Origin of the sequence: Sphingobium fuliginis, assembly GCF_015074805.1 — a bacterium.
In the GTDB taxonomy this organism is placed as follows: domain Bacteria; phylum Pseudomonadota; class Alphaproteobacteria; order Sphingomonadales; family Sphingomonadaceae; genus Sphingobium; species Sphingobium fuliginis.
Genome location: NZ_CP060035.1, coordinates 1,119,070 through 1,143,955, shown reverse-complemented (window position 1 = coordinate 1,143,955; position 24,886 = coordinate 1,119,070). Strand labels below are relative to the sequence as shown.

Annotated in this window: 21 protein-coding genes, 4 tRNA genes and 1 other RNA gene; 11 read left to right on the top strand and 15 right to left on the bottom strand. The window is 64.2% G+C overall.

Features of this window, described 5'->3' with window-relative positions; genetic code table 11:
- Positions 1 to 840: 840 nt before the first annotated feature.
- From H5V43_RS05375 to H5V43_RS05365, 3 genes are all read right to left on the bottom strand, one after another.
- Positions 841 to 916, bottom strand: a tRNA-Ala gene (locus H5V43_RS05375).
- A gap of 195 nt (positions 917 to 1,111) precedes the next feature.
- Positions 1,112 to 1,187 (bottom strand) — tRNA-Ala (locus tag H5V43_RS05370).
- A gap of 87 nt (positions 1,188 to 1,274) precedes the next feature.
- Positions 1,275 to 1,610 (bottom strand): TIGR02300 family protein, encoded by a 336-nt coding sequence (locus H5V43_RS05365; RefSeq protein WP_007688826.1) that lies wholly within the window; start codon positions 1,608 to 1,610, stop codon positions 1,275 to 1,277.
- A gap of 149 nt (positions 1,611 to 1,759) precedes the next feature.
- On the opposite strand from H5V43_RS05365, the gene aroA reads away from it, so the two are divergent.
- From aroA to H5V43_RS05330, 7 genes are all read left to right on the top strand, one after another.
- Positions 1,760 to 3,100: a 3-phosphoshikimate 1-carboxyvinyltransferase gene (gene aroA / locus H5V43_RS05360; RefSeq protein ID WP_025550490.1), complete on the top strand. Its 1,341-nt coding sequence runs from the start codon at positions 1,760 to 1,762 to the stop codon at positions 3,098 to 3,100.
- Positions 3,097 to 3,348 carry a CBU_0592 family membrane protein gene (locus tag H5V43_RS05355; protein ID WP_007688823.1) on the top strand — a complete coding sequence of 84 codons (252 nt, stop codon included), beginning with the start codon at positions 3,097 to 3,099 and terminating at the stop codon, positions 3,346 to 3,348. The genes aroA and H5V43_RS05355 overlap by 4 nt, the downstream gene beginning before the upstream one ends.
- Positions 3,345 to 3,980 carry a (d)CMP kinase gene (gene cmk / locus H5V43_RS05350; protein ID WP_025550487.1) on the top strand — a complete coding sequence of 212 codons (636 nt, stop codon included), beginning with the start codon at positions 3,345 to 3,347 and terminating at the stop codon, positions 3,978 to 3,980. The genes H5V43_RS05355 and cmk overlap by 4 nt, the downstream gene beginning before the upstream one ends.
- Positions 3,981 to 4,152: 172 nt before the next feature.
- Positions 4,153 to 5,865, top strand: coding sequence for a 30S ribosomal protein S1 (gene rpsA, locus H5V43_RS05345; RefSeq protein WP_044662092.1), 1,713 nt, complete (start codon positions 4,153 to 4,155; stop codon positions 5,863 to 5,865).
- A 168-nt stretch (positions 5,866 to 6,033) separates the two neighbouring features.
- Positions 6,034 to 6,324: an integration host factor subunit beta gene (locus H5V43_RS05340; protein WP_025549821.1), complete on the top strand. Its 291-nt coding sequence runs from the start codon at positions 6,034 to 6,036 to the stop codon at positions 6,322 to 6,324.
- Between the two features lie 55 nt (positions 6,325 to 6,379).
- Positions 6,380 to 6,465: transfer RNA gene (locus H5V43_RS05335), tRNA-Leu, on the top strand.
- Between the two features lie 76 nt (positions 6,466 to 6,541).
- Positions 6,542 to 8,326 carry a cation:proton antiporter domain-containing protein gene (locus tag H5V43_RS05330; RefSeq protein ID WP_044662091.1) on the top strand — a complete coding sequence of 595 codons (1,785 nt, stop codon included), beginning with the start codon at positions 6,542 to 6,544 and terminating at the stop codon, positions 8,324 to 8,326.
- Here H5V43_RS05330 and H5V43_RS05325 read toward each other — a convergent pair.
- Together H5V43_RS05325 and H5V43_RS05320 are read right to left on the bottom strand one after the other, a co-directional pair.
- On the bottom strand, positions 8,323 to 9,261 hold the full coding sequence (locus H5V43_RS05325; RefSeq protein ID WP_025549822.1) for a glutaminase: 939 nt from the start codon (positions 9,259 to 9,261) through the stop codon (positions 8,323 to 8,325). The genes H5V43_RS05330 and H5V43_RS05325 overlap by 4 nt on opposite strands.
- A gap of 159 nt (positions 9,262 to 9,420) precedes the next feature.
- On the bottom strand, positions 9,421 to 11,517 hold the full coding sequence (locus H5V43_RS05320) for a malate synthase G (RefSeq protein WP_193666788.1): 2,097 nt from the start codon (positions 11,515 to 11,517) through the stop codon (positions 9,421 to 9,423).
- A gap of 92 nt (positions 11,518 to 11,609) precedes the next feature.
- Here H5V43_RS05320 and H5V43_RS05315 point away from each other — a divergent pair, with 92 nt between their 5' ends.
- The 4 genes from H5V43_RS05315 (at position 11,610) to H5V43_RS05300 (ending at position 16,895) form a co-directional block, all read left to right on the top strand.
- Positions 11,610 to 12,533 carry a LysR family transcriptional regulator gene (locus H5V43_RS05315; protein ID WP_025549823.1) on the top strand — a complete coding sequence of 308 codons (924 nt, stop codon included), beginning with the start codon at positions 11,610 to 11,612 and terminating at the stop codon, positions 12,531 to 12,533.
- Positions 12,534 to 12,543: 10 nt separating this feature from the next.
- The gene (locus H5V43_RS05310) at positions 12,544 to 14,811 is read left to right on the top strand and encodes an NADP-dependent malic enzyme (protein ID WP_025549824.1); all 2,268 of its coding nucleotides are present in this window, start codon (positions 12,544 to 12,546) and stop codon (positions 14,809 to 14,811) included.
- Between the two features lie 93 nt (positions 14,812 to 14,904).
- Positions 14,905 to 15,582: a L,D-transpeptidase family protein gene (locus tag H5V43_RS05305; RefSeq protein WP_025549825.1), complete on the top strand. Its 678-nt coding sequence runs from the start codon at positions 14,905 to 14,907 to the stop codon at positions 15,580 to 15,582.
- Between the two features lie 116 nt (positions 15,583 to 15,698).
- Positions 15,699 to 16,895: an MFS transporter gene (locus H5V43_RS05300; RefSeq protein WP_025549826.1), complete on the top strand. Its 1,197-nt coding sequence runs from the start codon at positions 15,699 to 15,701 to the stop codon at positions 16,893 to 16,895.
- 56 nt (positions 16,896 to 16,951) lie between these two features.
- Here the strand turns inward: H5V43_RS05300 and H5V43_RS05295 are convergent, their stop codons facing one another.
- The 10 genes from H5V43_RS05295 to H5V43_RS05250 form a co-directional block, all read right to left on the bottom strand.
- Positions 16,952 to 17,485, bottom strand: coding sequence for a hypothetical protein (locus H5V43_RS05295; protein ID WP_025549827.1), 534 nt, complete (start codon positions 17,483 to 17,485; stop codon positions 16,952 to 16,954).
- On the bottom strand, positions 17,472 to 17,843 hold the full coding sequence (gene hisI, locus H5V43_RS05290) for a phosphoribosyl-AMP cyclohydrolase (protein ID WP_025549828.1): 372 nt from the start codon (positions 17,841 to 17,843) through the stop codon (positions 17,472 to 17,474). Before hisI ends, H5V43_RS05295 begins: the two co-directional genes overlap by 14 nt.
- Positions 17,844 to 18,001: 158 nt before the next feature.
- Positions 18,002 to 18,078, bottom strand: a tRNA-His gene (locus H5V43_RS05285).
- Positions 18,079 to 18,365: 287 nt separating this feature from the next.
- Positions 18,366 to 18,638 carry an HU family DNA-binding protein gene (locus H5V43_RS05280; RefSeq protein ID WP_007688799.1) on the bottom strand — a complete coding sequence of 91 codons (273 nt, stop codon included), beginning with the start codon at positions 18,636 to 18,638 and terminating at the stop codon, positions 18,366 to 18,368.
- A 176-nt stretch (positions 18,639 to 18,814) separates the two neighbouring features.
- On the bottom strand, positions 18,815 to 21,211 hold the full coding sequence (lon, locus tag H5V43_RS05275) for an endopeptidase La (protein WP_025549829.1): 2,397 nt from the start codon (positions 21,209 to 21,211) through the stop codon (positions 18,815 to 18,817).
- A 130-nt stretch (positions 21,212 to 21,341) separates the two neighbouring features.
- Complete coding sequence (locus H5V43_RS05270) at positions 21,342 to 21,665, bottom strand: YbaB/EbfC family nucleoid-associated protein (protein WP_025549830.1); 324 nt, start codon at positions 21,663 to 21,665, stop codon at positions 21,342 to 21,344.
- Entirely contained in the window at positions 21,662 to 23,272 is a 1,611-nt protein-coding gene (locus tag H5V43_RS05265) for a DNA polymerase III subunit gamma/tau (RefSeq protein ID WP_025549831.1), read from the bottom strand. Before H5V43_RS05265 ends, H5V43_RS05270 begins: the two co-directional genes overlap by 4 nt.
- Before the next feature lie 114 nt (positions 23,273 to 23,386).
- Positions 23,387 to 23,484, bottom strand: an RNA gene (ffs, locus tag H5V43_RS05260) — signal recognition particle sRNA small type.
- Between the two features lie 89 nt (positions 23,485 to 23,573).
- Positions 23,574 to 24,491: an SGM family class A beta-lactamase gene (blaSGM, locus tag H5V43_RS05255; protein ID WP_373278246.1), complete on the bottom strand. Its 918-nt coding sequence runs from the start codon at positions 24,489 to 24,491 to the stop codon at positions 23,574 to 23,576.
- A 14-nt stretch (positions 24,492 to 24,505) separates the two neighbouring features.
- A complete protein-coding gene (locus tag H5V43_RS05250; RefSeq protein ID WP_025549833.1) occupies positions 24,506 to 24,841 on the bottom strand; it encodes a 2Fe-2S iron-sulfur cluster-binding protein in 336 nt (111 codons plus the stop codon).
- Positions 24,842 to 24,886: the final 45 nt, after the last annotated feature.

The window sequence follows — 24,886 nt, the reverse complement described above, 5'->3', positions numbered from 1 at the left end:
CCAATATCGTAGATACCGGATGAAATAGCGGTGGCAGGTACCGTTTTGTATGGGAATGATAAAGATGGGTGGCTTTTGGACGGTCTGCTTTCAGGTCAATGCTCGCAGTTTCAGACGCAGTGACCTGATGGCAAGGCTCTGATAATAATGGGCAGCCATGCTTGTGATAGTCCGCACATTCTTGCTTTGCGTCATCGCTCCTTGGCTGATCGCGTTCGTCTTTATAATCAATCACCAAGGCATAATCGGCTTACCCTTTGCCATTGCAGTAGGCGTAATTGGAATTATTATCACGCGACTGCCAAGCCTTACCAAGGGTGTCATCACTATAATTTACCTGTGCTTGGCGTTCTTTGTCTTGGTCAATTATTCGGTACGAATAGTTTGCGACTATAATCCTTGCGAGCGCAACGAAAAGGGTCAGCCGTTGGATTGACAGTGGTGCCGTTACGTCCACATTCGGTGTCCCTGCCTTCCCCTCCTGTCGTCCACAACTGGTCGATTCCAGACGCTCCTTTCACCGGTCAGCTTTCGGACTTAACCGAGCAACTGAGGATCAGCCATAGTAGCCCAACGGCAACAACATCCGCAAAAAGCATCCTATTTCCCAACAGGCGACCATTTCCACCTGTCCTATCCCGCCCCGGCCAGCCTACCAGGCTCTGTCTTTGAAACGTCCGATACATCGGGGTCCCACGCATGCGCGCGCGGGCGCACGCGCGCATACACTGTGAACTTCGGCGGAAAACGGCAGAAATCAGCCGCAAAACAGCCGCCTACAATCCTTATTGGATCGAGAAGCTGGCCCATGGCGAGCTACTTCAGATGATAGGGGAAAGTTGGTGGAGCCTAGCGGGATCGAACCGCTGACCTCCTGCATGCCATGCAGGCGCTCTCCCAGCTGAGCTAAGGCCCCATCGTTGCGCGGCATCATACCGCATCCCAATGGATCAGGCCATGTCCGGCATTAAGCCATCGGCCAAATATAGAACACTCCTTGCGTGGCTTTGGAGTGTTAATCGAGGTCACTTGCAACCTCGCCACACTCCTCGCTTGCGCTCGGGAGTTTTTCGGGAAAATGTCCCCCGGACATTTTCTTTTTCCGAAAAACTGGTGGAGCCTAGCGGGATCGAACCGCTGACCTCCTGCATGCCATGCAGGCGCTCTCCCAGCTGAGCTAAGGCCCCGTTTCCAGTGTCGGCGCCGTTGGGGCGGCGCCTCGGAGGCCGCTGCCATTAGGTGGCGGCGATCTCCTTGGCAAGCACAAAATTCAATTAATTGTCGTCGTCGCCATCGTCCCCGCCGGCGTCGACGCCCAGATCGTCGTCACCGCCCAGATCGACGTCATTGTCCGGCGAATCGCCGTCATCATCCACGTCCAGATCCAGGTCCAGATCGTCGTCCGCCGTCTCGATCTCGCCATCGGCGGTTTCGATGACCTTCTTGGGCGCTTCCTCATAGGGCAGCGGCTGCTTCGACTTCAGCACCGGTTCCGGTTCCCAGGCCGTGCCGCAGTTGATGCAGGTGACCGGGTCATCCTTGCCCAGGTCGTAGAAGCGCGTGGCGCATTTCGGGCAGGTACGCTTCGTGCCCCATTCAGCCTTGACCATGTCCGGCCTTGTCCTTCTCTTGCGAGTGCTCAAAACAGAAATTACGCGGCACGACAGGGTCGCCCGCGAAGAGACGGCGCCTTGCCATAGCGAAACCGCGCTGTCAAAAGCCGGGCGCATTTTTTCAAGTTTTGCAGACGGATTGACCCGTGACCGCTTCTTCCGACCAGCCCATGTCCATGACTTTCACCGCCGCCCCGGCCCTTTCCGGCTCGATCGCCGTGCCGGGCGACAAGAGCATTTCGCACCGCTCGCTGATGCTCTCCGCGCTGGCCGTGGGCGAGAGTCGGGTCGAAGGGCTGCTGGAGGGTGAGGACGTCCTCGCCACCGCCGCCGCCATGCGGGCGATGGGCGCGGACATCCGCAGGGATGCGGACGGCATCTGGCACATCCATGGGGTGGGCGTCGGCGGCCTACTCCAGCCGGAAAGCGCGCTCGACATGGGCAATAGCGGCACCTCCACCCGCCTGCTGATGGGGCTGGTCGCAAGCCACGCCATCACCGCCACCTTCGTGGGCGACGCCTCCCTCAGCAAGCGCCCCATGGCCCGCGTCACCGATCCGCTGTCGCGGATGGGCGCCAGCTTCACCACCAGTCCCGGAGGCCGCCTGCCTCTTACCATGCGCGGCGCCTGCCCGGCCGTGCCGCTGGACTATCGCCTTCCCGTGGCATCGGCGCAGGTCAAGTCGGCCATCCTGCTCGCCGGCCTCAACACTCCCGGCATCACCCGCGTGGTCGAACCGATCCCCACCCGCGACCACAGCGAACGCATGCTCAAGGGCTTCGGCGCGGACCTCGACGTGGAGGTCGAAGCCGACGGCACCCGCATCATCACGCTCAGGGGCGAAGCCGAACTCCACCCGCAATCGATCATCGTTCCCGGCGACCCCTCCTCCGCCGCTTTCCCGATGGTTGCAGCCCTGCTGGTTCCGGGATCGAACGTGACCATCGCCAATGTCGGCCTCAACGCGACGCGCGCCGGGCTGGTCGATCTGCTGCGCGAGATGGGCGGCGACATCGTCATCGAAAACCCGCGCGAGGTCGGCGGCGAGCCGGTGGGCGATCTCGTCATCGCGGCCTCGACGCTGAGGGGCGTCGAGCCCGATCCGGCCCGCGCCCCGTCGATGATCGACGAATATCCCGTCGCCTTCATCGCCGCCGCCTTGGCGCAAGGGCGCAGCATCTTCCGCGGCCTGGAAGAATTGCGCGTCAAGGAATCGGACCGCATCGCCACCATGGCGGCAGGCTTGCGCGCCATCGGCGTGCAGGTCGAGGAACTGGAGGACGGCATCGTCATAGAGGGCAGCGGTGGCGCGCCCCTCCCCGGCGGCGGCCCCGTCGCGACGAAGCTGGACCACCGCATCGCCATGAGCTTCGCGGTCGCAGGCCTCGTGTCCAGCAATGGCGTCACCATCGACGACATGCGCCCCGTCGCGACCAGCTTCCCGGGTTTCACCGCTTTGCTGCATTCGCTCGGCGCACTCGCATGACGTTCGACCTTGCCAATATCCTTGGACTGATCGGCAGCGGCCTGATGGTCATTGCCTATGCCTATAGCAACATGGCGAAGGTGCTGAGCTTCACCCTCTTCAACCTGCTGAACCTGGTCGGCGCGGTGCTGCTGATCTACTCGCTGACGGTTCATTTCAACGTCGCGTCGATGGCGCTGGAAGTCATATGGGCCTTCATCGCCTTGATCGGCCTCGCCAAGGCGCTGCGGAAAGGCAAAGCATCATGATCATCGCTGTCGACGGCCCCGCCGCATCGGGCAAGGGCACCATCGCCAGGGCGCTGGGCCGGCATTACGGCCTGCCCGTGCTCGATACCGGCCTGCTCTATCGCGCCGTGGGCCTTGCCGTGCTCAAGGCCAGCGGCGACCCGGACCATGAAGCCGATGCGCTCGCCGCCTGCGACTTCGACGACGCCATGCTGAAAGATCCCGCGCTGCGCAGCGAGGCCGTGGGCTCGCTCGCCTCCCGCGTATCGATCCACCAAAGCGTCCGGCAGGCCCTCGTCAGGCGCCAGCGCGACTTCGCGACCCAACCCGGCGGCGCGATCCTGGACGGGCGCGACATCGCCACCGTCATCGCCCCCGATGCCGACGCCAAGATCTTCGTCACCGCCAGCGTCCATGTCCGCGCCCAGCGCCGCTATCAGGACGCGCTCGACCATGGCGGCCATCCCGACATGGACAGCCTGATCGCGGACATCCAGGCCCGCGACACCCGCGACATGAGCCGCGATCATGCCCCGTTGCGCATGGCCGATGGAGCGGACTTGCTCGACACCAGCAATTTGACTATAGACGCCGCCGTCCAGCAGGCCATTGCACTGGTGGACGCCCAGTTGGAACGTCGGCAACAGGCCTGACGCGATGCCGGGTGCCGGGGATTCCCAGGCGCCCTTTTCGCTTGTCCACAGGGCGTCGACTCGACATGGCCGAACGGATGTTCGCATGGGTATCCGGCCCTGCGGGCGCTTTGGCCTGAAAGACCACCGGACACAACCGGTAGGCCAGCAATGACGAGTGAAGGACTTACCTATGGCCTCTACGGCATTCCCCTCGCGCGACGATTTCGCCGCGCTTCTCAATGATTCTCTCGGTGGCGAGGATGGCGGCTTTGAAGGCCGCGTCGTCAAGGGCACCGTTACCGGCATCGAAAACGACATGGCGCTGATCGACGTCGGCCTGAAGTCGGAAGGCCGCGTGCCGCTGCGCGAATTCGCCGCGCCGGGCCAGAAGGCTGACCTGAAGGTCGGTGACGAAGTCGAAGTCTATGTCGACCGCGTCGAAAACGCCCATGGCGAAGCCATGCTGTCGCGCGACCGCGCCCGCCGCGAAGCCGCCTGGGACAAGCTGGAAGCCGAGTTCACCGAGAACGCCCGCGTCGAAGGCGTCATCTTCGGCCGCGTCAAGGGCGGCTTCACCGTCGACCTGGACGGCGCCGTTGCGTTCCTGCCCGGCAGCCAGGTCGATATTCGTCCGGTTCGCGACGTCACCCCGCTGATGGACATCCCGCAGCCCTTCCAGATTCTGAAGATGGATCGCCGCCGCGGCAACATCGTCGTGTCGCGCCGCGCCATCCTGGAAGAAACCCGCGCCGAACAGCGCTCGGGCCTCATCCAGACGCTGGCCGAAGGCCAGATCATCGAGGGCGTCGTCAAGAACATCACCGACTATGGTGCGTTCGTTGACCTGGGCGGCATCGACGGCCTGCTGCACGTCACCGACCTCAGCTACAAGCGCATCAACCACCCGAACGAGATGATCAACATCGGCGACACCGTTCGCGTCCAGATCATCCGCATCAACCGCGACACCCAGCGCATCAGCCTTGGCATGAAGCAGCTGGAAAGCGATCCGTGGGAAGGCGCCGCCGCCAAATATCCGGTCGGTGCGAAGCTGTCGGGCCGCGTCACGAACATCACCGAATATGGTGCGTTCGTCGAGCTGGAGCCGGGCATCGAAGGTCTGGTCCACGTTTCGGAAATGTCCTGGACCAAAAAGAACGTCCACCCCGGCAAGATCGTTTCGACCAGCCAGGAAGTCGACGTCATCGTCCTGGAAGTCGATCCGGAAAAGCGCCGCATCTCGCTCGGCCTCAAGCAGGCCCAGAACAACCCCTGGGACAGCTTCGCCGAACGTCACCCGATCGGTTCGACCGTCGAGGGCGAAGTCAAGAATGCCACCGAGTTCGGCCTGTTCATCGGCCTGGACGGCGACGTGGACGGCATGGTCCACATGTCGGACATCGCATGGGGCATTTCGGGCGAGGACGCGCTGGCCCTGCACCGCAAGGGCGAGACCGTCCAGGCCGTCGTTCTCGACATCGACGTCGAGAAGGAGCGCATCAGCCTTGGCATGAAGCAGCTTGAGCGTGGCGGCCCGGCCGCTGGCGGCACCACCGCCGCTGCCGCTGGCCTCAACAAGAACCAGACGGTCACCGTCACGGTTCTGGAAGTCCGCGACGGCGGCCTGGAAGTCCAGGCCGGCGAAGATGGCGCCACCGGTTTCATCAAGCGCAGCGACCTTGGCCGCGACCGCGACGAACAGCGTCCGGAACGCTTCCAGATCGGCCAGAAGTTCGACGCCATGGTCACCGGTTTCGACCGCGCCAAGAAGCCGACCTTCTCTGTCAAGGCCCTTCAGATCGCTGAAGAGAAGCAGGCTGTGGCGCAATATGGTTCGTCCGACAGCGGCGCCTCGCTGGGCGACATCCTGGGCGAAGCGCTCAAGGCCAAGAGCGAGGGCTAAGCCCTCCTTCGGTATCTAACTTAAGTAATATGGCCCGCCGGAACTTAACTCCGGCGGGCTTTTTCTATTCCCAAAATGAGAATGACATACCGATATTGGCTGATTGTCACAGCCATGAGGATTCATTATAAATAAACAGGGAACCAGAAGGGGGAGTCTGGAGGACCAATGATACGCTCGGAACTGATTCAGAAATTGGCTGAGGAAAATCCAAACCTCAACCTCCAGGAAGTGGAAAGGATCGTCGATCTTTTCTTCAAGGAAATAGTCGACCGCCTCTCCAGCGGCGGGCGAGTGGAACTTCGGGGCTTCGGCGCCTTTACGACACGGGCGCGCGACGCGCGTACCGGCCGCAATCCGCGCACCGGTGAGCAGGTGCCGGTGGACGCCAAGCGGGTTCCCTATTTCAAACCCGGAAAGGAAATGCGGGAACGGCTGAACGGCAAAGCTGCCCACTGATCCAACCACATCCTTGACCTGTGCGTCGTTAGCCTTCAGGGGGTAACGGCCTCAAGCGGACGTGGCGAAATCGGTAGACGCAGCGGACTTAAAATCCGCCTCCCCCTGGGAATGCGGGTTCAAGTCCCGCCGTCCGCACCACAGCCTTTCACGGCATCTTTTCCGGTTTCCAGCGCTTATCGCTGGATATCCGCTGCATTTGTGGCGATGATCGGTCATGGCCGGCGCGATCAACCCACAGAGCTTCAGCGATTCCCTCGTCATCCTGGGGGCCGCGGGGCTCGTCATCCCCGGCTTCGCGCGGCTGCGGATCAGCCCTGTCATCGGCTTCATCCTCGTCGGGCTGGCGGTGGGGCCGTCGGGATTGGGCGCTTTGGTGGGCCAATATCCCTGGCTCTATCATGTCACCATTTCCAACAGGGCGGCGATAGAGCCTTTTGCCGAACTGGGCGTCATCCTGCTGCTTTTTTCCATCGGACTCGAACTCAGTTTTCGTCGTCTCTGGACCATGCGGACACAAGTATTCGGCGTCGGCGCGGCAGAATTGATCGGCGGCGGTACGCTGATTGCACTTGGCCTTTACTTGCTGGGCCAGCCACCGGCAGGCGCTTTCGGCCTGGGCCTTGCGCTGGCGCTGTCGTCCACGGCCGTGGTGCTGCCGATGGTGGGCACGCAAAGCGCCGTCGGCCGCGCGGCCTTTTCCATGCTGCTTTTCGAGGATCTGGCCCTCGTCCCCATCATCTTCATGCTGGGCGCGCTTGCGCCCTCGGTCGCTGCCAGTCCGGACGGCCCGTGGGGCGAACTGGCCGACACGCTGATCAAAAGCGGGATCACCATCGCCATCATGCTGGTCCTTGGCCGCCTCTGCCTGCCGCATATCTTCAGCCAGGCCGCCCGCACCAAGAGCCCGGAGGTGTTCCTGGCCGCCAGCCTGCTGGTCGTCATCATATCCAGCATGGCGACCTCGATCGCCGGCCTGTCTCCGATCGTCGGCGCGCTCCTCGCCGGGCTGCTGATCGCGGAAACCGATTATCATGGCGAGGTCGAGGTCATGACCGCGCCGTTCAAGGGACTGGCGCTCGGGGTCTTCCTCATCACCGTCGGCATGGGCCTTGACGTGCGCGTCATCCTGGCCAACTGGCCTACGCTCATTTTGGCGATGGTGGGCGTGGTCCTTGCCAAGACGATCGTCACCGCGGCCCTGCTCTACCTGTCGGGCGCGAGGAAGGGCGTGGCGCTGGAAGTCGGCGTGCTGATGTCCAGCCCTTCGGAAACCACATTGATCGTATTGTCCGCCGCCGCTGCGGCCCAGTTGATCCTTCCTTCCACCGCGGCTTTCTGGCAGATCGTGACCGCTATCGGCCTTACCATCACGCCGCTGCTCGCACGGCTGGGACATGACATTGCGCGGCGGCTGGAAATGGCGCTGGGCGAAGAGGCGCCGGAAATCAACGAAGACCATGCCGAGGCGGCCGCCGTCGTAATCGGCTTCGGGCGCGTGGGGCGCATGATCTGCGACCTGCTCAACCTGCACAAGCAGCGTTTCATCGTCGTGGAATCCGACCCGGACGTCGTCGCGGAAGCTCGGCGCGGGGGGTATCCCATATTGTTCGGCGACGTGTCCCGCACCGAAATGCTCGACAAGCTTCGTCTCGGCCATGCACGGGCCCTGATCCTGACGATGGACGATCCTGTCCTGTCGGTTCGTGTGACGAAGCGTGTGCGGGGATGGGTGCCCGATCTGCCGATCATCGCGCGCGCACGGGACACCGATCATGCGGCCCAGCTCTATCGCGCCGGGGCCAGCGATGCGGTTCCGGAGACGCTCGAAAGTTCGCTCCAACTGGCGGAGACCGCGCTGGTCGACCTGGGCGTGGCGATGGGACCGGTGATCGCCTCCATCCACCAGACGCGGGAGGATCTGCGCATGGGCATCAAGGATGCCGCGCAGCTCGAAACCGCGCCCAAGCTGCGGCGGCTGCGGGCCGATGAGGTGCCTTAGGACGGACCTTGCGGTGGGCTGAAAACCGACCAGCCGGTGCGATGGGCCAGTTCTTCGAGCGCCAGCGTGCCAAGCTGGCTATTGCCATTTTCGTTCAGGCCAGGCGACCAGACGGCAATGGACGCGCGACCCGGCACGATCGCCAATATGCCGCCGCCTACCCCCGACTTGCCCGGAATGCCGACGCGGAAGGCGAAATCGCCCGAAGCGTCATAATGGCCGCAGGTCAACATCAGGGCGTTGATCCGCTTGGCCCGGCTGGATGAAACGACCCGTCCGCCCTCGGGATGCCGGCCATCGAGCATCAGATAGCGGCCCGCAAGTGCGAGTTGACGGCAACTCATCTCGATCGCGCATTGGTGAAAATAGGTGCCAAGCACCAGATCGACCGAATGACGGATATTGCCGAAGGCGCGCATGTAATTGGCCAGCGCCATATTGCGAAAGCCGGTCGCCGTTTCCGACGCCGCGACGGTTTCATTGATGGCGATGCCGTCGTCGCCCGCCAGATAGCGGACGAAGCGCAGCATTTCTCCAATCGCGACGCGGGGTTGATGACCGCCCAGATTGACGTCCGCGACGACGACGGCGCCCGCGTTGATGAAGGGATTTCGCGGTATGCCCTGTTCCTGCTCCAACTGAACGATGGAATTGAAGGCGTTGCCGGACGGTTCCCGCCCTACCCGCTGCCAAAGCTGATCGCCTATCTTGCCGAGCGCGAGCGTCAGGGCGAACACCTTGGAGATGGACTGGATCGAAAAGCCGGTGGCGCAGTCGCCTCCCTCGATCAACCGGCCATCGGCGGTTGCGACAGCGATGCCGAACTGGCCGGGATCGACCTTGGCCAGTTCCGGAATATAGCTGGCGACCGTGCCGCGATCTTCCCGGCTCGCAGCATGAGCGACGATGTCGGCAATGATCGCGGGCAAGTCCATGAGCAGATCGGCGTCCCACCAGGCAGGGTTGGATGAAAATGACTTGATAGAACGCCGCCGGCTCCTGCCCAACATAGCTGGGCAGGAAATTCTGAAAAGGGCTATGTGCTGCTGGCAGGACGGGCGGCGCGATGAGCCATCCGCCTCAATCCCACAGCCTCAAGCCGTCGCCTTGGCCAATGCCCGATATTTGTGGAGCAGCGGTTCGGTGTAGCCGTTGGGCTGCGCCACGCCCTCGAAGACCAGGGCGCGGGCCGCCTGCCAGGCAAGGCTGTCCGGGTTGCCGCTCATCGGCCGGTAGAGCGGGTCGCCCGCATTCTGGGCGTCGACCTTGGCGGCCATGCGGGTGAAGGCGGCGTCGACCTGTTCCGTCGTGCAGACGCCGTGAAGCAGCCAGTTCGCCATATGCTGCGAGGAGATGCGCAGCGTGGCGCGGTCCTCCATCAGGCCGATGTCATGGATGTCGGGAACCTTGGAGCAGCCGACGCCCTGATCGATCCAGCGGACGACATAGCCAAGGATGCCTTGCGCATTATTGTCCAGTTCCTGGGCGATTTCCTCTTCCGACCAGTTGCGGCCCGGCTGCGCGACCGGAATGGCCAGCAGCTTGTCGAGGGGTGCGATGGCCTCGGCCTTGCGTTCCGCCTGGCGGGCGAAGACGTCGATGCGGTGATAATGAGTCGCGTGCAGCGTCGCCGCCGTGGGGGACGGAACCCAGGCCGTGTTGGCGCCGCTCCTGGGATGGCCGACCTTCTGGTCCAGCATGTCGGCCATGCGATCCGGCGCGGCCCACATGCCCTTGCCGATCTGGGCGCGGCCCGACAGGCCGCAGGCGAGGCCGATCTGGACGTTGCGGTCCTCGTAAGCCGTGATCCAGTCGCTGGTCTTCATCTCGCCCTTGCGGATCATCGGGCCGGCGCGCATCGATGTGTGCATCTCGTCCCCGGTGCGGTCCAGGAAGCCGGTGTTGATGAAGACGATGCGGTTCCTCACCGCCTCGATGCAGGCGGCCAGATTGGCGGAGGTGCGGCGCTCCTCATCCATGACGCCGACCTTCAGGGTGTGGCGGCTGAGGCCCAGAAGGTCTTCGATGGCGTCGAACAGGCGGTTGGTGAAGCCGACTTCTTCGGGACCGTGCATCTTCGGCTTGACGATATAGACGCTGCCGGTGCGGCTGTTGCCGCCTTCACGCTTCAGATCATGCAGGGCGATCAGCGTGGTGACGATGCCGTCGAGAATGCCTTCGGGCGCTTCCTGCCCGTTGGCGAGCAGGACGGCGGGCGTGGTCATCAGATGGCCGACATTGCGGACGAACAGCAGGCTGCGGCCCGGCAGGGTGAAGGTGCCGCCGTCGGGCGCGGTATAGCCGCGGTCGGGGTTGAGGGCGCGGGTCATCATGGCGCCGTTCTTCTCGAACGTGTCGGTAAGATCGCCCTGCATCAGGCCGAGCCAGTTGGAATAGGCGGCGACCTTGTCCTCCGCGTCGACGGCGGCGACGGAATCCTCGAGATCGCAGATGGTGGTGAGCGCGGATTCGAGGATGACGTCGGCTATGCCCGCTGGATCGTCCTTGCCGATGGGGTGCGCGCGATCGAAGACCACTTCGATGTGCAGGCCGTTATGGCGGAAGAGTCGGCCCTTCTCGCTCCGTCCGAGATATTGGCCGGGATCGGCAAGCTGAATGTCGTCGCTGGCAAGCTTGGCCCAGGAGCCGTTGGCGAGCGGTATCGCTTCATCCAGGAAAGCCTTCGCCCAGGCGATGACCTGCGCGCCGCGCTGCGCGTCATAGCCCTTGCCGGCCGCCGCGCCGGGAATCGCGTCGGTGCCGTAGAGCGCGTCGTAGAGGCTGCCCCAGCGCGCATTGGCGGCGTTCAGCAGGAAACGGGCGTTGAGGATGGGAACGACCAGCTGCGGTCCGGCGAGGCGCCCTATTTCCTCATCGACATTTTCGCTGCCGATCTGAAACGGCGCAGGTTCGGGGACGAGATAGCCGATGTCGCGCAGGAATGCCTGATAGGCGGCAGCGTCAACAGGCTGGCCCGCCCTTTCCCGATGCCAGCCGTCGATCTGCGCCTGGATCGCGTCGCGCTTGGCCAGCAGCGCCGCATTTTCCGGCGCGAATTGCGCGAAGATCGCGGCGGCGCCACGCCAGAAAGCACCGGCATCGATGCCCGTGCCGGGAAGCGCGCGCTCCTCGATGAAGGTGGCGAGTTGCTGCGCGACCTTGAGGCCCGCGCGATCGGTCATGCTGGTCATGGGATGGTCTCCTTTGGGCGGGACCATAGACGGGGCGCATTATGCGCGGTAGATGATATTATTCGAATTCAGATTTTCCTCTGGTGAAACAAATGATGGACCCGGATTATGATCTTTTCGCGACGATCGTGGACGAAGGCGGCATGGCGGCGGCGGGACGAAGATTGCATGTCTCGCCCGCCATGGTGTCGAAGCGGCTGGTCCGGCTGGAGGATCGGCTGGGCACCCGGCTGATCCACCGGACGACGCGGCGGCTGGCGCTGACTCCGGCCGGCGAACGGCTGCATGAAGACCTGCGCGCGATCATGGCCGCGCTGGACGCGGCGGAGCGGCGCGTCTCCGGCGCTTCGGCGGAGGCGACAGGGACGCTACGGGTATCCGCGCCGACATCCTTCGGGCGCATGCACGTCGCACCCTATCTGGGCCGGTTTCTGGAGGCGCACCCCAAAGTCCGGATGCAGATAGATTTGTCGGACGACTATGCCGACCTGCTGGCGACCCGCGCGGACCTGGCCATCCGCATCACGGCCGATCCAGGCCAGGGCCTTGCCGCTCATCGGCTGGCGACCAACCGGCGCGTGCTATGCGCTGCCCCCGATTATCTGACGCGCTTCGGCATGCCGCAGACCGCCGCCGATCTTCGCAAGCACCGCCTGCTGGCGGCGGAGGGACAGTTGCCCTGGCGCCTGCTCGGACCCAGGGGCCCGGTCCTGATCGAGGGCGACAGCCATGTCCGCACCAATAGCAGCGAAATGGTCCGGGAACTGGCGCTTTCCGGGGTGGGCGTCGCCCTGCGCTCGCTCTGGGACGTGAGCGACGCCCTGGAGCGGGGCGATATTCGGCAGATCATGCCGGATCATGAGGGATCGGCGGATGTCGGCCTCTATGCCGTTCATCTGCCACAGAATAATCCGCCACTCGCCATCACCGCCTTCATTGATTTTCTTGTCGGACTATATGCCCCCAGCCCGCCATGGGAGCGGTCGGGCATTGCCCGCGCGGAAAAGCGGCTTTAAGGGCCATTTCATGGACGAAAACACCCGGCGCGCCGCCCTAGACTATCACCGCTATCCGCAACCCGGAAAGCTGAGGATCGAACCGACCAAGCGCATGGTCAACCAGCGCGACCTGGCGCTGGCCTATTCGCCCGGCGTCGCCGCGCCCTGCGTCGACATTGCCGCAGATCCCGAAAAGGCGATGGACTATACCGCGCGGGGCAATCTGGTCGCGGTGATCTCCAACGGAACGGCAGTGCTGGGCCTGGGCTCCATCGGTGCGCTGGCCTCCAAGCCGGTGATGGAGGGCAAGGCCGTCCTCTTCAAGAAATTCGCAGACATCGACGTATTCGACATCGAAGTCGACACCACCGATCCCGAGAAATTCGTAGACGCCGTCGCCCTGCTGGAACCGACCTTCGGCGGCATCAATCTGGAGGACATCAAGGCGCCGGAATGCTTCGCCATAGAGGCGGAGTTGAAGAAGCGGATGAACATTCCGGTCTTCCACGACGACCAGCATGGCACCGCCATCGTGGTAGCGGCGGCGGTGCGCAATGCACTGGTGTTGCAGGGCAAGACGCTGGCGGATGCCAAGCTCGTCACCTCCGGCGCGGGCGCGGCGGCGCTGGCCTGCGTCGACCTGCTGGTGTCGATGGGCCTTCGACAAGAGAATGTCACGCTGACCGACAAGGACGGCGTCATCCATTCGGAGCGCGAGGGCATGTTGCCGAACATGGCCCGCTATGCCCGCACCACCAATGCGCGGACCCTGCCCGACGTGCTGCCGGGGGCGAACCTGTTCCTGGGCCTTTCCGCGCCCGGCGTGCTGAAGCCCGAATGGCTGCCGCTGATGGCCCCCAATCCGCTGATCTTCGCGCTCGCCAATCCGGAGCCGGAAATCCGCCCCGAAGTGGCGCGGGAGGCGCGGCCCGACGCGATCATCGCCACTGGGCGGTCGGATTATCCCAATCAGGTCAACAACGTCCTGTGCTTCCCCTATATCTTCCGGGGCGCGCTGGATGCGCGGGCGACCGAGATCAACGAGGCGATGAAGGTCGCCGCCGCCGACGCCATCGCCAATCTCGCCCGCATGCCCGCCCATGACAGCGTCGCCCAGGCCTATGGCGGGCGCAAGCTGGTGTTCGGGCCGGACTATATCATCCCCACCCCCTTCGACCCGCGCCTGATCGCGGAGATCGCCTGCGCCGTGGCAAAGGCGGCCATGGACAGCGGCGTCGCCAAGCGGCAGCTCGACCTGGAAGCCTATAAGCGACAGCTCACGCAGCAGAATACGCGGTCGGCCCAGTTGATGCTGCCGGTGTTCGAGGCAGCGCGGGGAACGCAGCGGCGCATCGCCTATGGCGAGGGCGAGGATGAGCGCGTGCTGCGCGCCATTCAGGATGCGCTGGACGAAGGCATCGTCCGCCCGATCATCGTGGCGCGCCGGCGCATATTGAACCAGAAACTGCCCGACCTCGGCCTCAGCTTCGCGCTGGATCGCGATGTCGAGGTGGTCGATCCCGAAACGGACCATCTGCTGATGGGCGAACTGGTCGAGGCGTATCGCGCCGTCGCCGCGCGGCGCGGCGTTTCCTCGGCAGAGGTCGTGCGCCATGTCTACCGCCGGCCCAGCGTCACCGCGGCCATGCTGCTGCGCACCGGACGGGTCGATGCGGCGCTGGTGGGCGGCAACAGCGAATATTGGGGCGAGGTCGAGCATGTGCTGCGCATCATCGACCGCACCCCGGGCAACAGCCGGGTCTATGCGCTTTCCGGCCTTATCCTGGACGCGGGCGCGCTGTTCATCACCGACACCCATATGGTGCCCGATCCCACGCCCGACCAGATTGCGGAAATGGCGCTGCTCGGCGCGACTGAACTCAAGCATTTCGGGCTGACGCCGCGCGTGGCGCTGCTGTCGCATTCCAATTTCGGCGCGTCCCATTCCCCCAGCGCCCGCAAGATGCGGGAGGCGCTCAAGCTGGTGAAGAAGGCCGCGCCGGAACTGATGGTCGATGGCGAGATGCATGCCGATGCAGCGCTCAGCCAGGGATTGCGCGAGCGGCTGATCCCGGATTCGCGGTTCGAGGGGCCGGCCAACCTGCTGGTCATGCCCAATCTCGACGCGGCGAACATCACGCTGACGGCGTTGTCGGCTTCCTCCAGTTCGCCCACGGTCGGGCCGATGCTGGTCGGTCTGGCGCAGCCGATCCATGTGCTGACGCCCGGCGTGACGGCGCGCGGCATCCTGAACCTTACCGCCATAGCCGCGGCGGAGGTGGAACGGGAAGGCTGAAGCCTTAACCTTTTTCTGCAATGGCTTGGGCTGCTACTGGTCGTCATCCCCGCCTCCGCGCGGATGACGACGATCTGAGGTAACGGACGGTTCATGGCGGGACGGGTTTCGACGCGGGTGAAGCTGGCGATCGGCGGCGGTGCGGCGGCGGTGATGCTGTTGCTGGGCCTGTCGTTCGGCCGCGGGCGCGATCTCCCTCCGCAGGGCAGGACAAGCGCTCAAAGGAGTGAAGCGCCGAAGCCGGCCAGGTCATCCCCACAGGTCGAGCGCACCCGCGCCCAGCCCCTCGCGGTCGATCCGCACGCCCTGATGGTCAGGCGGGTGCTCCCCATCGAAGGCCCCTTCCGCCATGGCGATTATGTCTGGGACGAAAGCGGCGCGCCGGCGACCGGACGGGTCATCATCACCGTTGACCTCAAGGCGCAGACATTGTCGGTATTCCGCGCCGGTTATGAGATCGGATCGGCGGTCATCCTCTATGGCGCGGACGACAAGCCCAGTCCCCTTGGCGCGTTCCCGATCACGGAAAAGGACGCCGATCATTATTCGCGGACCTACAACAACGCGCCCATGCCCTACACGCTGCGCCTGACCAGCGACGGCGTGGCGATCCACGGCAGCGACGTCCAGTGGGGCAATGCCACCCATGGCTGCATCGGCGTGCCAAAGCCGTTCGCGAAAAAGCTGTTCGGCGTGACCAAGGTGGGCGACCTGGTCGTCATCACCAATGGCAGGATGCTGGACACCAGCCAGGCCCGACAAGCCATGTGAGTTGCGCAACTTATTGGCGTAATTGCAATAAAGTCATGTGAACATAACTTGATTTCAATCCGCAACTCTATCATGTGCGGACGGCATTCCTATCGCATCGCAACATGGAGCAACCGATGGCGCAGGCCAGCCGCGCGGTTCACCCCGCTCTCGTCATTCTCGCGCTCTCCATGGGCGCCTTCGCCATCGGCACGACCGAATTCGCGGCGATGAGCCTGCTGCCCTTTTTCGCGGGCGATCTGCGTATCAGCGAACCCATGGCGGGCCATGCCATCAGCGCCTATGCGCTGGGCGTGGTGGTGGGCGCACCGCTGATCGCCGTGCTGGGCGCGCGGCTGCCCCGGCGGAAGCTGCTGATCGGGCTGATGGCATGGTTCGCGATAGGCAATGCGCTCAGCGCCCTGTCGCCCGACTATACGACCATGCTGTTGTTCCGCTTCCTGAGCGGTCTGCCCCATGGCGCCTATTTCGGCGTCGCGGCGCTGGTGGCGGCGTCCCTGGTGCCGAATGACCGGCGCGCGCTGGCGGTGGCGCAGGTGATGACGGGCCTGACGGTCGCCACCGTCGTCGGCGTGCCGGTGGCGAACTGGACGGGGCAGGCGCTGGGGTGGCGCTGGGGCTTTGGCATCGTGGCGTTGCTGGCGGTGATCACGGTGACGCTGGTGGCGATCTATGCGCCGCGCGACGCCGGCGATCCGGAGGCCAGCCCGATGCGCGAACTGGGCGCGTTGCGCGAACCGCAGGTGCTGCTGACGCTGCTGACCGGCGCTATCGGCTTCGGCGGCCTGTTCGCGGTTTACACCTATGTCGCCTCGACGATGATTTCCGTGACCCATGTGTCCGAGGAGTTGGTGCCGGTGGTGCTGGCGATCTTCGGCATAGGCCTGACGATCGGCAATCTGGTTGCGGCATCGGCAGCGGACCGGGCGCCGAATCGGACCGCTATCGGCGTGCTGCTGTGGAGCGCGGCGTCGCTGGCGTTGTTCCCGCTGATGGCCGGCAATATCTGGAGCCTGTCGCTGGTGATCTTCCTGATCGGCTGCGGCGGGGGCCTGGGCAGCGTGTTGCAGACCCGGCTGATGGACGTGGCGGGCGATGCGCAGACGCTGGCGGCGGCGGCGCATAACGGCGCCTTCAATGTCGCCAATGCGCTGGGACCATGGCTTGGCGGGCTCGCGATCTCGGCCGGCTACGGCCTGACATCGACCGGGTGGATCGGCGCGGGATTGGCCTTGGGTGGCTTGGCGGTCTTCCTGCTGGCCTTGAACCTGCGCCAAAGGTCCTTGCGCTTGGCGGCGGTAGCCTGCGAGTAAGTCCTTCAACATCCCGCGTTCCGCCGTTCGCCGGAGCATGACAGGGTCCGAAGCGTCTAGTCCGACTCGCATAGCAGCCCGCCACCACTGTCGCGGGCCTGGAAAGCCGATGCGGCGTCGCTCGCCACGCGGGGGAAGCTGACGCCTTCGAGGGAGCCCCTTCCCTTGCAGACATTCGCGCAATTCATGTCGACAACGCCCGGCAGCGATAGTTGATCGCCGTCATATTGGGCCACCACGATGCAATGATCGCTATGGGAGAAGCTGAGGATCAGCTTGTCGCCCGCTGGCCGCGCGGAGCCCCTGCCCGCACAGCTCTGATCCTCCCCGAAGGTCGCCTCCAGGCCGAAGCGATAGTCACCGTTTTTGGCCGGGATCACGCAAAGCGCATCGCGACCGGCTTCGTGATTGCGCTGGTAGAGGCCGATGGCAGGCACCTTGGCCGCATCAGCGATCACGCCGGTTTCGATCGCTGCGCGTTCGAGGCCGGAACTGATCTGCATGCCGGTTTCGCGCGGCCCCTGCGTGGGCGCAGCCTCACGCTGGCACGCCGCGAGCAACAGCAATGCGGCAAGGCTAGTCGGCCGCATCGACAGCTGTCAGGCCTTCCGGGCCGATGCGGCGGAAGAAGCAGGAGCGCGCGCCGGTGTGACAGGTGGGACCGGCGGGTAGAGCCTTCACCCAGACAGCGTCCTGATCGCAATCGATGCGAAGATCGCGCACCTGCAACATATGGCCGGACGTCTCGCCCTTCTTCCAGAGCGACTGGCGGCTGCGCGACCAGAAATGCGCAAGGCCGGTATCGCGGGTAAGCCGAAGCGCCTCCGCATTCATATGCGCGACCATCAGCAGTTCCCCGCTGTCCACATCGGTCACGACGGCTGTGATCAGGCCGTCCTTGTCATATTTGGGATTGAGGGTCAGGCCCCGGTCACGTGCTTCGTCCATGAAGGCGGCTATAGAGGGCGGTGGCGCTCATGCGAAGCCCTGAATGATGAAGAGCCGTCGCGGGAAAGAAGGAGAGCAGTTTCGACTGGCTGAGCGCGAACCAAGTTCGAAGGCGACCGGGCGCCCCTCACGCAAATTCATCCAGCGAAGAAGGAAAATGGGGCGATCGACGGGATCCGAACCCGCGACCTCCGGTACCACAAACCGGCGCTCTAACCAACTGAGCTACGATCGCCACAGGGGCTGTGCCCCTTGAGAGAAGGGCCACATATGCGGCCCTTCCCGCGCCGTCAAGCGGCCTGATGCGGAAAAAGCCGCAATGCCGAAATAAAAAGAAAAGGGGTGAGAAGCGTGATGCCCCCACCCCTTTTCATGCCCTGGAAGATCAGCGCGCATGAGAGCCCCGCTCCCTGCTGCCGCGCTCAAATCCGGCAGTCTCTCTCCGATAAAAATTCCGCCAACCGCGATGCCGGCTCGAAAACGGACCGAGGCGCTCCGCCGGGGAGCGCCCCTTGAAAATCCTTAGTTGACCGAGTCCTTCAGGCCCTTGCCGGCCTTGAACTTGGGCTGGGCCGAAGCCTTGATCGTCATCGTCTCGCCCGTGCGCGGGTTGCGGCCGGTCGAGGCCTTGCGCTGCGAAACGGAGAAAGTGCCGAAACCGACCAGACGAACCTCATCCCCCTTCTTCAGGGCTCCGGTGATGGCGTCGAAAACACCCTCGACGGCCTTGCTGGCGTCGCTCTTGGAAAGGCCGCTGCTTTCAGCGACTGCGCTGATAAGATCCTGCTTGTTCATGCCTTGGGAACCCCCTTCTAGCTGTTTGGATAGTTTAGGAATCGCGGCGTAGGCGGCGCAATAAGGCCCAGCTTTCGGGCCTTGTCAAAGGGAAAGCGGCGTCGGCGGCCGGTCAAGCAAGATTTTATGGTAAAAGCTTGCTGAATAGCCGTGCGACGCCGCTTTCATTAGTCAGCTCAGTGCCGAATGGACGCTTCCCCGTCCCGCCCCTGCGCCGGGTTCGGCTGGGCGGCAAGGTCATCCTCCTCGGTCCACGCGATCGCTTCCGGCTTGCTCATCAGTGCGCGGGCCAGCACCTCATCGACATGGGACACGGGAACGATCTCCAGCCCTTCCTTGATATTGGCCGGAATCTCCGCCAGATCCTTCTCGTTTTCCGCGGGGATCAACACCGTCTTGATGCCGCCCCGCAGCGCCGCAAGCAGCTTTTCCTTGAGGCCGCCGATAGGAAGGACGCGGCCCCGCAGCGTGACTTCACCGGTCATCGCCACATCCTTGTGCACCGGAATGCCGGTCAGGGTCGACACGATGGTCGTCACCATGCCGATGCCTGCCGAGGGGCCATCCTTGGGCACCGCGCCTTCGGGAAGGTGGATGTGGATGTCCTTGCGGGTGAAAATGCTGGGCTTGATCCCATAGCCGGGCGAGCGCGCCTTCACATAGGAGAAGGCGGCCTGGACCGACTCGTTCATGACCTCGCCCAGCTTGCCGGTGGTCTTGATCGCGCCCTTGCCGGGCACGGTCACCGCTTCGATGGTCAGCAGTTCGCCGCCCACCTCGGTCCACGCCAAGCCCGTCACCGCGCCGATCTGATGCTCTTCCTCACCCACGCCGTGGCGGAATTTACGCACGCCGGCATAGTCGGCCAGATTATCCGGCGTGATCGTCACCTTGTCATAGGCGCCTTCGAGGATCTTGCGCAGCGCCTTGCGGGCGAGGCGCGCCACTTCGCGCTCCAGCGTGCGGACGCCGGCTTCGCGGGTGTAGTAGCGGATCAGATCGCGAACCGCCTCCTCCGTGACGTCGAGTTCGCCTTCCTTGAGGCCGTGGGCGTCGATCTGCTTAGGCAGCAGATGCCGCTGGGCGATCTCGACCTTTTCATCCTCCGTATAGCCTTCGAGCCGGATGATCTCCATGCGGTCGAGCAAAGGCTGCGGCAAATTCAAAGAGTTGGCGGTGGTCACGAACATGACGTCTGAAAGGTCGACGTCGATCTCCAGATAATGATCCTGGAACTTGCTGTTCTGTTCGGGGTCCAGCACCTCCAGCAGCGCAGAGGCGGGGTCGCCGCGAAAATCCTGTCCCAGCTTGTCGATTTCGTCCAGCAGGAAGAGCGGGTTCATCGTCCCGGCTTTCTTGAGGTTGGTCACGATCTTGCCCGGCAACGAACCGATATAGGTGCGGCGGTGCCCCCGGATCTCCGCTTCGTCGCGCACGCCGCCCAGCGACTGGCGCACGAAGTCCCGCCCGGTCGCCTTGGCGATCGAACGGCCGAGCGAGGTCTTGCCGACGCCCGGAGGCCCGACGAGGCACAGGATGGGGCCCTTCAGCTTGTTGGTGCGCGCCTGCACCGCGAGATATTCGATGATCCGGTCCTTGACCTTTTCCAGCGCAAAATGATCCTCATCGAGGATCGCCTGCGCCTTTTTGAGGTCGGTCTTGACCTTGCCCTTCTTGCCCCAGGGCAGGCCCAGCAGCACGTCGAGATAGTTGCGCACCACCGTGGCTTCGGCGGACATGGGCTGCATGCCCTTGAGCTTCTTCAGCTCCGCCGTCGCCTTGGCGCGGGCTTCCTTGCTCAGCTTGGCCTTCGCGATCTTCTCGGTGAGTTCAGCGAGTTCGTCGCCTTCTTCGCCATCGCCATTGCCCAGTTCGCGCTGGATCGCCTTCAACTGCTCATTGAGATAATATTCGCGCTGAGTCTTCTCCATCTGCCGCTTCACGCGGCCGCGAATCTTCTTCTCCACCTGGAGCACGCCCAATTCGCCCTCCATGAAGGCGAAGACCATTTCGAGGCGCTTGACCGGGTCGGCTTCGACCAGCAGCGACTGCTTGTCGGCGACCTTGACGTTGATGTTGGCGGCGACGGCATCGGCCAGACGCCCCGCATCCTCGATCTCGCGCAACTGCACGGGGGTTTCCGCCGGCAGCTTCTTGTTGAGCTTGGCGTAATTTTCGAACTGCTCCGCCACCGAACGCATCAGCGCGGCGGCCTCCGGCCCTTCGGCGTCGATTTCCTCGACCGCCGTCACATCCGCGACCATATGGCCGTCGGCCTGTCCGATGCCGTCCAGCCGGGCGCGCTGCTTGCCCTCCACCAGCACGCGAACGGTGCCGTCGGGCAGCTTCAGCAATTGCAGCACCACGGCAATGACGCCGGTGTCGTAGAGCGAATCCTGGCCCGGATCATCCTCCGCCGGGTCGAGCTGCGACACGAGGAAGATTTCCTTGTCGCCTTCCATCGCCGATTCGAGCGCGGCCACGCTCTTGTCGCGGCCCACGAACAGCGGCACGATCATCTGCGGGAAGACGACGATGTCGCGCAAAGGAAGCAGGGGATATTGCGTAGTCATTCACTCTCCGGGGTGACATTCCACCCAGTCATGCGGTTCATCGCCTTTATGGGGATGGTCGCCGCATGGTTCAATCATGCGTTATGGGATCGCAATGATGAATAAAGGCTGATCCCCGGCACGCTCACGATCAGAAAGGCAGTTTGAAGCCGGGCGGCAGCGGCAGGCCGGCGGTCATCTTGCCCATTTCGGCGCTGGACACTTCATCCGCCTTCTTGCGCGCATCGTTGAACGCGGCGGTGATAAGGTCCTCCAGCATCTGCTTTTCCGACACGGCGAGCAGGCTGTCGTCGATGGCGACGCCCAATATGCGCCCCTTGGCCGAGGCGCGGACCTTGACCAGTCCGCCGCCAGCGCTGCCCTCCACCTCCAGCTTGTCGAGATTTTCCTGGGCGCGTTGCAGTTCCTCCTGCACGCGGCTCGCCATGCCCAATATTTCGTTCAGATCCTTCATCGCTCTGCACTCCATTGTTCGAGCTCGTCGCCAAGCTCGGCATCGGGGAAAGCAGCCAACGCCGCCTTGACCACCGGGGTTTCCATGATTTCCGCACGGGCATCCGCCGCCTTGCGCATTTCCTGTTCCAGCAGGGTCGGCGCAGCAGGACCGTCGACGGCGCTGACGCGCCAGGCCGTGCCGGTCACCTCGCGCAGCGCCGGGTTCAGGCGGGCAAGGAAATCGGACGACAGGGAAGACGTCGGGGCATAGTCCAGTTCCGGCGCGGCATAGCGGACAAGGCCGATGCAATCATGCATTTCCTGCGCAAGTTGCCCCTTGCCGCGCTGCCAGAAGGCTTCGATCAGCTCTTCGAAGCTGGCCGGAAGTTTCGCGGCAGGTGATCCGGAGGGTATGGCGGCGGGCGCCTGCCCCGGAGCGGCGGCCGCAGGCGCGCCTTCGCGCAGCAGGCGGGCGATCTCGCCGGGGTCGGGCATGGTCGCGGCGTGCATCACGCGCAGCAGCGCCATTTCGCAGCTTTCGATCGGCAATGCCGCGCTGGCAACCTCTTCATGGCCTTTCAGCAGCAATTGCCATAGCCGGTGCAGCGGCGCGAAGCCGAGTTGCGAGGCCCAATCCGCCAGAGCCTCGCGCTCCTCCGCCGACTGGCCGGGATTGGCGATGTCGCGGCCCGCCTTCACTAGCGTCACCGCATGGACCAGTTCCAGCAGGCCACGCATCAGCGAGAGCGGCTCCACGCCAAGCGCATATTGATCGCGCACCGCGCCAAGCAGCGCGCCGGTGTCGCCTTCGAGCAGCAGGCCCAGCAGGCGGCGTGTGGCGCCCCTGTCGGAGAGGCCCAGCATGTCGCGAACCTGCATGGCGGTGACGAGCGGGGCGCCTTCGCCCATTTCCGCATGCGCTATGGCCTGGTCCAGGATGGACAGCCCGTCGCGGGCCGAACCCTCGGCGGCCTGGGCGATCAGCGCCAGCGCATCGGCTTCGGCGGCGACCGATTCCGCCTCCACCACATGGGCGAAATGGGCGGCGAGCAGTTCGGCGTGGATGCGGCGCAGGTCGAAGCGCTGGCAGCGCGACAGCACCGTCACCGGCACCTTGTTCACTTCCGTCGTGGCGAAGAGGAATTTCACATGCGCCGGCGGCTCCTCCAGCGTCTTCAGAAGCGCGTTGAAGGCGTTCTTGGACAGCATGTGAACTTCGTCGATGATATAGATCTTGTAGCGGGCCGAAACGGCGGCGTAGCGCACCGCCTCTATGATTTCCCGCACATCGTCGACGCCGGTATGGCTGGCGGCGTCCATTTCGACCACGTCGATATGGCGTCCCTCGGCAATGGCCATGCAGGGTTCGCAGACGCCGCAGGGATCGATGGTGGGACCGCCCTGCCCGTCCGGGCCGATGCAGTTCAGCGCCTTGGCGATGAGGCGCGCGGTTGAGGTTTTTCCCACGCCGCGCACGCCGGTCATCAGGAAGGCATGGGCCAGGCGTCCCCGGCGGATCGCATTGCCCAGCGTCTGGACCATCGCGTCCTGCCCGATCAGTTCCCGGAAATTGCGCGGGCGATATTTGCGCGCGAGCACGCGATAGGGCTGGGGGGAATCGGACATGCGAATCTTCTAGCCGTTCGTACGGGGCTTGGCGACCCGAAGGGCAGCCTTCATCGTTCCAACATCGAAAGAAGAAGTGGACGCCGTCAGGCCCGGTCCGAACGGATGCTGTTTGGAGGTGGGAGCCGGAACGACCCGCAGCGAAATCACTGTGGCTGCTTCCGTCAGGACCTGACCAGGTTCGCGACGACTACGTCCGCCCGACTCCCGGCGCGGCATATGGCGAAAGGTGGCGGTTATGGCAAGGGGCCAAGGAGAGGGATCGCCAGAAGAGAGCTGTATTCCCTGCAAGGTCGCGGCTTTATTCCAGCCCCGTCTTCTGCGCCTTCCCGACGAAATCCAGCGCCGCGCGGGCGGTTTCGGCTATGGCGGCTTCGGCGGCCCTGGCGTCGATGGTCGGGCGGTCGAGATAGATGGCGAGGATATATTCCTCGCCTGACGGGGCCTTTACAAGCGCCACGTCATTATAGGCAGTGCCGCAGCTTCCGGTCTTGCTGCCCGATGTCCAGCCCTTGGGCAGGCCCGCCTTGATCCGGTTGGCGCCGGTTGTGCTGGCATTGAGCCAGCCGCGCAGCTTTTCGGCGCTTTCCGGCGCGAGGTCGCGGAAGACCAGGCGGCCCATCAGGCCGGCCATGGCGGCGGGGCTGGTGGTGTCGCGCTCGTCGCCCTCGACATTCTCGTTGAGCGAGGGCTCATTGCGGTCGAGCCGCGTCACCATGTCGCCATGGGCGCGGATGAAGCGGGTCAGGCCCTCCGGCCCGCCGACCATCGGCAGCAGCAGGTTGGCGGCGCTGTTGTCGCTGACCTCCACGGCTGCCGCCGCCAGTTCCTCCATCGACATGCGGCCGCGCTTCACATTCTTCCTGACGACCGGAGCATAGTCCAGGAGATCGGACCTGGTGAAGCTGATCTGCCCCTCCAACCCGAACTTGCCGCCTTCCGCACCGGTCAGCACGGCGGCGGCGAGCGGGGCCTTGAAGGTCGAACACATGGCGAAGCGCTCGTCCCGGTTGAAGCCCAGCATCAAAACGCCCTTGCTGTCGACCAGCGCGACGCCCAGCCGGCCGCCGGTCGCGCTCTCTATCTCCTTGGGATTGCGCACGGATGCCAAAGCGGATTCGCTCACCATGTAGCGGGGCGCTGGCGGCAGGAGCGAAGGTCGCGGCGCCTCCTGCTGCGCGAAAGCCGGCGCGGCGAGCAGCAGGGCCGCAAGGATCAGGCGCTTCGACAAGCCTACATTCCCTGCATATTATAGGATTCGCCCGGAATGCGGACCGTCAGGCTGTCCAGCTTTTCGTCCAGCACGATCTGGCAGGACAGGCGGCTGGTTCGGGTCGCGGCGGCGGCAAGGTCCAGCATGTCCTCCTCATCCTCGCTCGCCCGCTTCAGCTTCGGGAAGTCGGCGGCATCGACGATGACATGGCAGGTGGAGCAGGCCATCTGCCCCTCGCAGGTTCCCTCGAGCGGCTGGCCCGCTGCCTGCGCGACCTCCAGCAACACGGCGCCTGTCGGCGCTTCGACCTCCTGCTTATGTTCTCCATCGGCGCTGATGAAGACGACCCTGGTCATGATATGCGTTCCCCGCTCTCTGTTGCCGCATGATGCGAAAAACGG